We start from the raw sequence: 11,921 nt of genomic DNA, 5'->3' as shown, positions 1-11,921 counted from the left end.
CATTTTCTATATAAAAATCTACACATTTATAAAAGTCTATTAACTCTCTGTTTTAGTATCCTTCTGTAACTTATATGAAATAGGAAGCGTATAATACACTTCTACATCTTTCCCATTTTGTTTTCCGGGTGTCCAAGTAGGCATTTCTCGAACAACTCTCATAGCTTCTTCATCGCATTGGGTGTCCAGACTCCTTAGCACTGTAACATCCTTTACTTCTCCCTTTTTAGATACCACAAAGCGAAGCACTACCCTTCCTTCCACTTTGTCTTTTGCTGCTTGTTCTGGATATTTTAGATTCGCATTTATATACTCTAACAAAGCTCTAGGTCCTCCCGGATACTCAGGCATTACTTCAACTGCTGTATAAACCGTCTCCTTCTGTTGAGGCATATCATAACTTTGACTTGAAACCGTTTCTGCAGCAAGGTGTTCCTCTTCTGTATTTTCAATTTGTTTAGAGAATGTATTTTGAGCATTTCCTAAAAGCATTAGTGCTATAATCGGAAAAGCCAGTAAATACTTGCAGGACATAAGTCCTGAGGTTCTTTTTTTATTAATCATAGTAATACGTTTTTTTAATTGTGAAACATTGAAATTGTTAACAATCTGTATAGTAGCGTTAGGTTTTATGACTTGTAATAAGAGATACTGATATTTTTTCGCCTCTACACCTTTTTCCAAAACTCCTTTATCAGCAAGATATTCGAGGTTTATTTTAATTTCTCTTTTTAATAACCATGCAATAGGGTTCCACCAAAATAAAATACAAAACAATTCACTCAATAGTATATCAAAAGAATGATATTGATCAACATGCTCCTCTTCGTGAGCCATCATTACTTCCAAATCTTCTTCTTTCAGACCATTATTCGATACAAATATCCAATTGAAGAATGAGAAAGGAGCCATTGGTTTATCTAGTTTTATAATCTTATAGTTAAGACTATTACTAGATCTATTCTTCCATCGAAGCTTTAATATGCCTGACATTTGTATTAAAAATCGGGAAAGCATTATTACTATTCCACCTATAATTCCAAATATTAATAGTTCGGTTAATCCCAAACTAAACCCACTTGCAGTTGCAGTATCAGAAGCATTATTGGTTATCTCTACTTGAGGTAGTATTGCCTGATAAATAGCAATATCATTGACTGACGAAATATTCAATTTACAGAAAGGATATACTAAAGAAAACAATATGATGAATAGTAAATAAAATCGTTTCGTCTTATTAAAAGTATCATTCCTAAAGCACAATGCATATAATCCACATAACAGAATCATAGCCAAAGATGCCTTGATTACATATGATATAATTAAACTTGCCATAGTGTAATAGTTTTATTATTGATCTTTTTTACCCTCTTCTATCATCCGAATTATTTCTTCCAAATCCGAAGAAGATATTTTTTCCTCTTTAGCAAAGAAGGATACAAGCTCTTTGTATGAATTCTCAAAATAGCTTTTTACAACCCCTGACATAAATACTTTCTTATATTCGTCCTCTTCAACCCGAGGAGAATAAACATAAACGTTAGCATATTTCTTAGAGTTCAAATATCCTTTTTGCTCCAGATTACGAACTATAGATGCCACAGTAGTATAAGGAGGCTTAGGTTCTTTCATTTCATTTACAATATCCTTGACAACGCATTCTTTTAATTGCCAGATATGTAACATTACAACTTCTTCCTGATAAGTTAACTTCTCCATACTATTATTTTATTTAAGTAAATCTACTATTTTTTCGTAAATATACGTATATCTTTTATATGAGCAAGGAAAATGAATAAAAAAACAAGAATTCTTATTTTTTTATTTTATCTAGAATATATCTTTTTGTAGGATAAATAGATTGAAGAATTTTGTAAGCTTCAGCTTTTTCCTCAGTAGTAGCTTCCGAGTAAATATTAATAAGCTCATCGAGCTTAGTGTCTCCATAAAAAGAGAGAATAGCCGAGGCAGGTCGGGCTTTATAGATAGTTTGCAGATCGGGAACAGTAGCAATAACGCCTGCACGACCACGGGCAGGGTTTGCTGCCATTTCATCTAAACCTTTACGATGATAATTATACCACATGGAATGAAATACCGAAGAACTCTCTTCTGTTAAAGCCAAAGCTATGGCATATCTGTTACGATCTCCACCAAAAGGAGCCCATCCTTTAGCATTCAGCGACTGAGCAGCATTTACAATTTCCATTGCCTTCTCAAAATAGGGTCTACCTCCTTGTAAAGTAAAAGAATCAAAATCGAGTCCCAGAATTATATAAGTATAATACGAAATTATAGCTACCAGATTATTATTTACGTTGCTCTCTATGTATTCAAGATTTTCACCTAATAAATAACTGAACTCAAACTCTGTATCACGAAAGTTAAAGAGCTGTGTATTATAAGTCGCATTGTAAACGGGACGATTAGCTATTATCTGAATCTCGCCCTTATATGAATTTTCTTGAGGAATTTCACTTAGTGTAATCAATATACTTCCTTCAATTAGTTCATTCGATGCAAAAGTTGCATCCGTCCATTTGCGGTCATTTATTAATTGATTTAGAGACTCTTCTATTTTAGTAAATATGCTTTTGTCTGTCGCTTGAATTTGATTACTATTGACCGTCACTTTCAGATTTAGCTCTTGTGCTTCAACAATGCTAAAACCTAATATAATGATAGAAAATATACATATAAATATTTTTTTCATCTAATAATAATGTCATATAATTATTACTGTACTGCTAAGCAATAACTGGTTGTACGTATAATGCTAAAAGCAATCAAAAAGCTGAAATCTTAATGCAACCCATAAGTAATAGATAGAACTTTAAACTCTGTTCTTCTATTTATTTGATCAGCAATCTCTTGTTGCTCCGGAGGTAAAGCTAATATAAACTCCTCTGTCAATACATCGCCAACAGTCAGAAAATCATACTTCTTCACAATATTTTTAGTAACAACTTTTGGCTGTAATTTACCATAGCCGGCAACAGTTAAACGATCTTTAGATATTCGGTGTGCAATCAAATAATCTACCACTGATTGTGCTCTACGCTGAGATAACCGTTGATTATATTCTTGCGTACCTTTTCTATCAGTATGTGCTGATAACTCAATAGTTACATTCGGGTTTATTTCAAGAAGCTCGATAAGATCATCCAATTCTTTTTTAGACTCTTCTCGCAAGGCTGCCTTATCAAAATCATAGAATATATTTTCAAGAACAGCCGGCTTATTGATTGCATACATGACAAAATCAACATAATATATAGAGTCCTTCTCTGTTTCCACAGTTCGTAAACTCATTTTAGTATTCAGATAGCCCTCTGCACTAGCTAAAAATACATAATTGACACCTCTTTCTATATCCAAACGATATGTTCCATTAGGCTTCCCTCCAAATTTCTCGTTTGTGCCATTATTACCTACCACTCTAATGATAGGTCGGGGTACAAACTCATCATCTTTGTCAACCACAAACCCTTCTACTGCTACTCTTACAATCGGATATTCAAAAGAATAAATATGATCCAATCCTTTACCATCACCTCTATTGGAGCTGAAAAAACCGGCTTCTTTATCACCCTCAAAGGTAAGCCCAAAATCATCTGCTTGCGAATTCAAGGCAGAACCCATATTTTCGATTCTCCAAGCCTTTGTCTTATTATTTAAAGTCGCTTTGAAGATATCCAAACCACCCATTCCCGGATGTCCGTCTGACGAAAAATAAAATGTAGAATCAGTTCTTACATAAGGAAACATCTCATCTCCTGAAGTGTTTATATCTGGTCCTAGATTTTCTATATAACTAATCTCGTCTCCAAACATAATAGCTCTCCAAATATCTTTACCACCATAACCACCAGGCATATCTGATACAAAATACAGAAAGTCGCCGGCAGGAGAAAGAGAAGGATGAGCGTACATAGACATGGTGTCTGTCATAAGAGCTAGCTTTTCGCCCTTACCAAAAGCCCCATCGGCACGTTGTGCCTTATGAATTACAGCAGTAGTAGACCAGTCTAGTTCTTGTTTACTAAATGTATAGTACATAACATTTCCGCTTGCCGAAAAAGCGGGCGTACCCTCGTCTGCTTCGGTATTTACAGGACCTGCCGATTCGGGCTTCATCCATTTGCCATTCTCGTCTTTACGAGCAACAAAAATATCATTATTTTTCACACCGGTAATAGAACTTTTATCCTCACCAAGTACGCCTTCTCTACTGGTACTTATATAAATAAGATCGTAATCAGGAGGCAATAACATAGGGCTAAATTCACCACGTGGAGAATTAAAGACATCCATCCGCTTCACAATATATTTAGTCGGATTTTCTTTCATCTCCGTTGCCATTTCAGCACCTTTCAATCCATTTAGAGCAAACTGATTGTCGGGCATTGTTTTCAAGAATAACTTATATTGTTCTATAGCTTGTTTGTATTTACCATCTTTATGTAGTGTGCGTGCATATTGTAGTCGGATTAAACTATCTGTTGGATTATAGCGGATAGCGTTAACATAAGCAGCACTAGCTAATGCTACATTATTAATGAGGCGAAAACTTTCTGCCTGACGATAGGCTATACGCCCTCTCAACTCCCTATTCTTAGGAGGAGTTTTTCTATATAGCTTACGGTACATAGTTGCTGCTTCAAAATATTCCCCATTTTTGAAATGACGATCTGCATCTGAAAGTTTAACCGGTTTACAGGAAAACGTAAAGATTGTCAAGCCAAAAACAACAAATAACAAATAACAGACTAAGATCCGCGATTTCACCATCCTAAATTCCATAAATAACACTAAACATTTATTTCTTATCTATAATCATTGCAACCTCTTCGTTATTACTATTTGCCCACACAACAAAGAAGACCGAGACTAGAGAATTTACAGTATACAATGACAAAGTTATAAATATAACTGATTTTCATTCTACTGGATATTCATTTTCGAATAAAAATGAGTCAAAATTACATATCAAATTATTTTAATTTTTGTAAGTCAAAGAGATAACTTATCTTTGCAGAAGATTATATATCAGAACATACTTATGAATAAATTTATTCTTTTCTGTATTTCTTTTACCCTTATTTTTGCTTCATGTAAACCCGGAAGCAATAAGGATTTCAGTAATATATCTATTTTGGTTGACGAAGCCGAAGTTATTATCAACAAATATGATAACAACGTACAAAGTGCACTCGACAGTAAAAAATATGACTATATAAAGGTTGTCTCTCAAACAGCGATGGATTCTTCGAATGTGAAGATCAATGATCTGAAAAACCTGATCATTCCTCCTCCCGCCGAAGAACTTCGTATTTCAGCTATAGCATACATCAAATCGTTGCAAAAGATTATAAATGCACAGGAGATGTACACAACAATAACTGACACAACATCGACTAGTACAGCCAAAAATCTCGATTCTAATTTCTTAGAAACAGTAGAGCACGCTAAAAGAATGCGTGATACATATATAGCAAAATTAAATGCTCTGACTAACTAATTTTATAAATAAAAAACAATGAAAAAATTATTATTACTGCTTTTACCATTATCTGTTATTTTTACATCTTGCGAACAAAAAGTAGATCCTGTAGCATATAATGACAATTTGGTGAAATATTCGGAAGATGCAGAAAAACGTCTGGAAGTTCTAGATGGCAAAATTGATGCATTTTTTGATAGTGAAGAATTCTCTGCTGATCAATTTACTCTATTGAGTGAATCTATGAAAGAAGTAAAAGATAGCATCCAAAGTGACTTGGATAAAATCAAACTTTTGGAAAAACCTTCGGGAGCCGAAGCATTTGCAAATACAACTGTAGCATATGTAGAATCATTATTAAATCAGGTAAATACATATAATGAGCAATATGCAAAATTATCGAATGAAAATACGGATGAGGAACTAATGAAGATGGACGAAGCCATCAACAAAACATTAGAAGATACTGATGTAAAATTGGATGAAATGATTAAAGCTCAAACAGCATTTGCAAAAGCAAATAACATGGAACTTACACTACAAGTTCCTACATCTTCCAATACTGTACAATAAAAGACTTAAATATTTTATACCTTTGAGCACAGATTTGAAATTCAAATCTGTGCTTTTTTTAATTTTATACACCGTGATAAAGAACAAACAAATAATAAATGACCCTGTTTTTGGCTTTATAACCATTCCAAATGAGTTTATATCCCAAATTATAAATCATCCATATTTGCAACGGCTCAGCAGAATTAAACAACTGGGTATGGCTTCTTTTGCCTATCCCGGTGCACAACATACTCGTTTTCATCACACATTGGGAGCCATGTACCTTATGCAGGAGGTTATAAATAACCTAAGATCAAAAGGCAATGAAATAACCAAGGAGGAAGAAAACGGAGCTTTAGCATGTATACTTCTACATGATGTAGGACATGGACCTTTTTCACATGTATTGGAGCACACAATTGTCAATGGAATTTACCACGAAGAAATATCTCTTCGGTTGATGCAAAAACTGAATGAAGAACTAAAAGGCGAACTTAATACTTGTATTGCTATATTCAAAAACGAATATCCAAAAGAATTTTTACACCAGTTGGTAAGCGGACAATTGGATGTTGACAGACTTGATTATTTGCGTCGTGATTGTTTTTTTACTGGTGTAAATGAGGGCAATATAGGTTCGGAACGAATAATCCAGATTCTTGATGTTCGCAACAATCAACTTGTAGTAGAATCCAAAGGAGTATATTCTATCGAGAACTTTCTTTTATCGAGGAGGTTAATGTATTGGCAGGTGTATCACCACAAGACAGCTATTGGAGCTGAGAATGTATTAATCAGCACATTGAAAAGAGCAAAGGAACTAACAAACCAAGGCATCGAACTTTTCGCTTCCCCTTCTTTAAGCTATTTTCTAACAAAAAATATAGCGAAAGAGAGTTTCGGAGACGAAGCTATTGAGCATTTCGTAAATCTAGATGATTCTGACATATGGTGTGCACTCAAAGTTTGGACTAATTCCGACGATTTTCTGCTTTCTACATTAAGTCATGCCTTTGTAAATAGAGACTTGTTTAAAACTGAAATATTAGCAGAACCAGCATCAAAAGACCATATAAATACATATATAAAAAAATATATGAATAAATGGAATCTATCAGCAAACGAAGCTGAGTATTTTCTATCATCGCGAACTGTCACAACAGACATGTACAATCTGAAAGACAACAGTATAGATATACTCTATAAAAATGGAGAAATCAAGAGCATCTCCGATGCCTCTGATTTACTCAACATACAACTTCTTTCGAAAAAGGCAGAGAAGTATTATTTCTCTTATCTAAATATATAACTTTGTGAAATAAGACCTCTAATTTTATTATTGCTTTGGCTAATAAAATAACTAAAGACAATTATAAAAAAGGCAAATTGTACACTACTTAAAACAAGAGTTAATTAATGATCCAAAAATATCCTTCCGTATTATTAGAAAATGCGGTAAATGAATTTGCCAAATTACCGGGCGTAGGTCGAAAAACGGCACTTAGACTTGTACTGCATATGCTTCGACAAGACAATAAGAGTGTCGAAAATTTCTCGTCAGCCATTTTAACTCTAAAAAATGAAGTGAAGTACTGCAAGTCATGCTACAATATTTCGGATGCCGATATTTGCCCAATCTGTGCAAATCCTGGGCGAGAGAAATCGATTGTATGTGTTGTAGAAAACATCAAAGAAGTAATGGCAATAGAAAACACTTCTCAGTTTAAAGGTTTATATCATGTATTAGGGGGAATTATATCGCCGATTGATGGTATTGGCCCCGGAGATCTTCAAATAGAAAGCCTTGTAAAACGTGTATCCGAAGGACATATTAATGAAATAATATTAGCGTTGAGCACAACCATGGAAGGTGATACAACCAATTTTTATATTTATAAAAAACTAGCTCCATATAATATCAAAATATCGATGATAGCCAGAGGTATATCTATTGGCGATGAGATTGAATATGCTGACGAAGTTACACTTGGCAGATCGATTATAAACAGAATTCTTTTCAACGAATCATTCAACCTATAAAAATAGACTTTAAAATGCTTGATAAAACACATAAGCAACTAAAACTTATCTACTGGAGTTGTGTTATAATTATGTTCACAGCTTTTGTACTGGACGTATTATATACAAGTAAATATACGCTGCCAATCGAAAACACTGGACTGGAACGATGGGGAATAATTATCACTCTTGGAGGGATATTTGCATCTTTGAAATTGCTCCATCCCCGATTGAGTGAAAGTGATAGAACAGACACAGAGACGGCGTTAAAAAAATATTTCACAAAATATATTACTCGTCTGGCTGCTTTGAATGCGATTTCGATATTTAATCTGATTTGTTTGAATCTGACAGCTATCGAAAATTTCAGATACTTGGCTTTCCTTAGTATATTTGCATTGCTTCTGTGTGCTCCTAGTAAGACACATATAGAGAATGAGACTAACATACAAGAATAAAAAAGAGAGCTATAAACAACTTAACAATAAAGCAGTATCTGATTTACTGCAATTAAATATAGGACAAAATTATGATTATTGCTGTTGACTTTGACGGAACAATTGTTGAACACGAATACCCTAGATTGGGAGCTCCCATACCATTCGCGATAGATACTTTATTGAAGCTTCAAAAAGATGGCCATGTACTCATCTTGTGGACAGTAAGAGACGGTGCTCTCCTACAAGAAGCTATTGATTATTGTGCTAAAAAAGGATTGACCTTCTTTGCTGCCAATAAAAACTATCCGGAAGAAGACCCTACGAGAGCGTCTCGAAAATTAACAGCCGAACTGTTTATTGATGACCGTAACGTTGGAGGATTACCAGATTGGGGAGTGATTTACAATGCAGTAAAAGCTGCCGAGCGTGGAGAGTTTTCTTTTGAACGCATTATGATGTCTGCCGGAGAAAATCAACAAAGAAGACGTCGCAAGAAAAACTTTTTTATCCGCTTGGGTGAAATGTTCGAACGCGATGGTTATTGACCCGAAGACACCCATAAAATGAAATTGTCTATTATCATTGTTAATTACAATGTAAAATATTTTTTAGAGCAATGTTTGAAGTCTATCTTGGCTTCAAACATTGCTTTTAATTATGAAATATTTATAGTAGACAATAACTCAACCGACGGCTCTATTGAATATTTGAAAGGTAAATTTCCACAATCGAACATTCACTTCATTGAGAATAAAACAAATCCGGGATTTGCGAAAGCAAATAATCAAGCCATAAAATTAGCCGAAGGAGAATACATCCTACTATTGAATCCCGATACTATTGTAGGTGAAAATGTTCTGTCTAATGTTTGCCGATTTATGGATTCCGAACCTCAATCGGGAGCCGTAGGGGTAAAAATGATAGATGGATCGGGACAGTTTCTGCCTGAATCCAAAAGAGGCTTCCCCACCCCATGGGCTTCCTTTTGTAAAATATTTGGTCTGGCTTCAATATTTCCAAAGTCCGTTTTTTGGGGAGGATATAATTTGCTATATTTGGATGAAGATAGCATACATCAAGTTCCAATATTGGCAGGAGCTTTTATGATGATACGAAAAGAGGCTTTAGACAAAGCCGGATTATTGGATGAAGCTTTCTTTATGTACGGAGAGGATATTGACCTATCGTACCGAATAGAGCTAGCAGGCTATAAAAATTACTATCTGCCCGAACGTATTATACATTATAAAGGCAAGAGCACTAATAAAAACGATTCGAAATACACGAATGCTTTTTATGGAGCAATGCAGATATTTTACAGTAAATATTATCCTCATGATAAACTGTTTTCAATATTTGTTTCGACTGGTATAAAAACTAAGGTAATGATAGAGCAGCTAGCAGGAAAACTAAAAGTATCGAAACCGAAAAAAAATATTTCCGAAGATAATATTGTCACATTTAATACAAACGATCTCAGTTACGAAGAGATAATTAATAAAATGGACAGTAATCAAAATAAAAGCATAGAATACAGAATAGAGTAAACAATAATAAAATCTTATACCCAAAATTCCAAAATCAGGAATTTTAAATAATCTAGTACACCATTCACCAAACAATATACAACTATGTTTCTTGAAAATGATATACTTAAACTTCGTTCACTAGAGCCTGAAGATTTGGACATTCTTTACAAATGGGAAAACAACACCAACCTTTGGGTGCATGGCAATACATTAACCCCTTACTCTAAACTTGCTCTAAGGCAATATATATCAGAAACACAACAACAAGATATATATGAGGCTAAACAACTTCGGTTTATGATAGAACTGAAAGCTACTAATACAGCTATTGGTACCATCGATTTATATGAATTTGATTTTCATCATAGCAGAGCAGGGATAGGAATCCTTATTGATGAAAATTACAGAAATAACAGTTATGCATTGCAAACTCTTGATTTAATCAAGGAATATGTATTTGCTTTTTTACACATAAAACAAATATTTGCCTACATAACTACCGACAATCCTCAAAGTATACGACTATTCGAGAAAGCAGGTTATAAACGTGCCGGTGAGTTAGTAGATTGGGTACATTACGATTCTATTTACAAGAATGTTTATATCTATCAACTCATAAGATCATAGACTATTATAAAATGATGGCATAATAACTATTCTACTCATAGCAAAACAATAAAAAGGTCTGAGACCTAAATTATAGAAAGAAGATGAAAGAAGATATACTAAAAGCCTGCGAGATAATGAATGCAGGAGGTATTATACTATACCCCACTGATACTATCTGGGGAATTGGATGCGATGCAACCAATGAAGATGCAGTACGCAAAGTGTACGAACTAAAAAAACGTTCGGACAGCAAATCGATGATTGTACTTATAGATGTTCCTGTAAAATTAGAATACTATCTGGACGAAGTACCCGACATGGCTTGGGATTTAATTGAAATCTCAGAGAAACCACTCACCATCATTTATGATAAGGCCCGCTATGTAGCTCCCAATTTAATAGCCGAAGATGGAACTTTGGCAATACGAGTTACTCAGGAAAAATTCTCACAAGAACTATGCAAACGATTCCGAAAAGCCATTGTATCTACATCTGCAAATGTGAGTGGAGAAGCATCTCCTCAGAATTTTTCACAAATATCGGATGTCATCAAAGATGGGGTTGATTATATTGTAGGTTTCCGACAAGAAGAAACCTCTAATCCAAAACCTTCAAGCATTATTAAATTAGGTTTAGGAGGAGAAATTAAAGTAATTAGAGAATAATACCATTTTATTAAAGGCATGGGCAAAATTTACGAAAACCAAACTATTACACAAGAAGCATTTCTTGAAGCAGGAATGTACGGCATTGAATATTTCGAATGTACTATTGAAAGATGTAATCTGTTCGAGCAAGAATTAAACGACTGCATCTTTTTTAATTGTATCTTCAAGAATTGCGACTTGTCTATGTGCAAACTGACAAACACTCAAATGAATGATATTAAATTTGAGAATTGTAAAATAATGGGAGTCGATTTTAGCCGTTGTCCTGGATTTCTGTTTGAAGTAAATTTTGTGGATTGCATTCTCGATTTTTGCTCGTTTGAGAAACTTAAGATGGCAAATACATCCTTTCGGAAGTGTTCTATGAAGGGAGTTGATCTGGTAGGAACTCAACTACAAAATACCCTTTTCGATCAAGTTAATCTTGAAGAAGCTACATTTTCAAATACCAATCTAAAAGAGGCCAACTTAAGTACTGCTTACAATTTTATAATAAGTCCTACGCAGAACAATATAAAAAAAGCTGTATTTTCTGAAAACAATCTATCGGGGCTGCTTCATGAGTTTAGCATTTCTATTGTTTAGATAAATATAGAAA

At 34.2% G+C, this 11,921-nt stretch carries 14 protein-coding genes; 10 read left to right on the top strand and 4 right to left on the bottom strand.

The window, feature by feature from the left end:
- Positions 1 to 39: 39 nt before the first annotated feature.
- From IR022_RS04500 to IR022_RS04485, 4 genes are all read right to left on the bottom strand, one after another.
- Entirely contained in the window at positions 40 to 1,335 is a 1,296-nt protein-coding gene (locus IR022_RS04500) for a M56 family metallopeptidase (RefSeq protein WP_194202777.1), read from the bottom strand.
- Positions 1,336 to 1,350: 15 nt separating this feature from the next.
- Entirely contained in the window at positions 1,351 to 1,719 is a 369-nt protein-coding gene (locus tag IR022_RS04495; protein WP_194202776.1) for a BlaI/MecI/CopY family transcriptional regulator, read from the bottom strand.
- Positions 1,720 to 1,813: 94 nt separating this feature from the next.
- Positions 1,814 to 2,713 (bottom strand): DUF4835 family protein, encoded by a 900-nt coding sequence (locus IR022_RS04490; protein WP_194202775.1) that lies wholly within the window; start codon positions 2,711 to 2,713, stop codon positions 1,814 to 1,816.
- Between the two features lie 89 nt (positions 2,714 to 2,802).
- Positions 2,803 to 4,791: an OmpA family protein gene (locus tag IR022_RS04485; protein ID WP_194202774.1), complete on the bottom strand. Its 1,989-nt coding sequence runs from the start codon at positions 4,789 to 4,791 to the stop codon at positions 2,803 to 2,805.
- A gap of 271 nt (positions 4,792 to 5,062) precedes the next feature.
- On the opposite strand from IR022_RS04485, the gene IR022_RS04480 reads away from it, so the two are divergent.
- The 10 genes from IR022_RS04480 to IR022_RS04435 all read left to right on the top strand — a co-directional run bounded on the left by IR022_RS04480 (position 5,063) and on the right by IR022_RS04435 (position 11,908).
- The gene (locus IR022_RS04480; RefSeq protein ID WP_050711176.1) at positions 5,063 to 5,521 is read left to right on the top strand and encodes a hypothetical protein; all 459 of its coding nucleotides are present in this window, start codon (positions 5,063 to 5,065) and stop codon (positions 5,519 to 5,521) included.
- A gap of 18 nt (positions 5,522 to 5,539) precedes the next feature.
- A complete protein-coding gene (locus IR022_RS04475) occupies positions 5,540 to 6,076 on the top strand; it encodes a hypothetical protein (RefSeq protein WP_050711177.1) in 537 nt (178 codons plus the stop codon).
- Between the two features lie 76 nt (positions 6,077 to 6,152).
- A complete protein-coding gene (locus tag IR022_RS04470) occupies positions 6,153 to 7,367 on the top strand; it encodes an HD domain-containing protein (protein ID WP_194202963.1) in 1,215 nt (404 codons plus the stop codon).
- A 107-nt stretch (positions 7,368 to 7,474) separates the two neighbouring features.
- Positions 7,475 to 8,098, top strand: coding sequence for a recombination mediator RecR (gene recR / locus IR022_RS04465; protein WP_050711178.1), 624 nt, complete (start codon positions 7,475 to 7,477; stop codon positions 8,096 to 8,098).
- 14 nt (positions 8,099 to 8,112) lie between these two features.
- Positions 8,113 to 8,535 (top strand): hypothetical protein, encoded by a 423-nt coding sequence (locus IR022_RS04460; RefSeq protein WP_050711179.1) that lies wholly within the window; start codon positions 8,113 to 8,115, stop codon positions 8,533 to 8,535.
- A gap of 71 nt (positions 8,536 to 8,606) precedes the next feature.
- Entirely contained in the window at positions 8,607 to 9,062 is a 456-nt protein-coding gene (locus IR022_RS04455) for a BT0820 family HAD-type phosphatase (RefSeq protein WP_050711180.1), read from the top strand.
- An 18-nt stretch (positions 9,063 to 9,080) separates the two neighbouring features.
- Positions 9,081 to 10,064 (top strand): glycosyltransferase family 2 protein, encoded by a 984-nt coding sequence (locus tag IR022_RS04450; protein ID WP_194202773.1) that lies wholly within the window; start codon positions 9,081 to 9,083, stop codon positions 10,062 to 10,064.
- An 84-nt stretch (positions 10,065 to 10,148) separates the two neighbouring features.
- A complete protein-coding gene (locus tag IR022_RS04445) occupies positions 10,149 to 10,673 on the top strand; it encodes a GNAT family N-acetyltransferase (RefSeq protein ID WP_050711182.1) in 525 nt (174 codons plus the stop codon).
- A gap of 83 nt (positions 10,674 to 10,756) precedes the next feature.
- Complete coding sequence (locus IR022_RS04440; protein ID WP_050711183.1) at positions 10,757 to 11,320, top strand: L-threonylcarbamoyladenylate synthase; 564 nt, start codon at positions 10,757 to 10,759, stop codon at positions 11,318 to 11,320.
- An 18-nt stretch (positions 11,321 to 11,338) separates the two neighbouring features.
- Complete coding sequence (locus tag IR022_RS04435; RefSeq protein ID WP_194202772.1) at positions 11,339 to 11,908, top strand: pentapeptide repeat-containing protein; 570 nt, start codon at positions 11,339 to 11,341, stop codon at positions 11,906 to 11,908.
- Positions 11,909 to 11,921: the final 13 nt, after the last annotated feature.

This window comes from Dysgonomonas sp. GY617, assembly GCF_015233815.1.
GTDB lineage: Bacteria > Bacteroidota > Bacteroidia > Bacteroidales > Dysgonomonadaceae > Dysgonomonas_A.
Note: the sequence above shows the minus strand (reverse complement) of the source record. Positions and strands in the feature narration are given on the sequence as shown.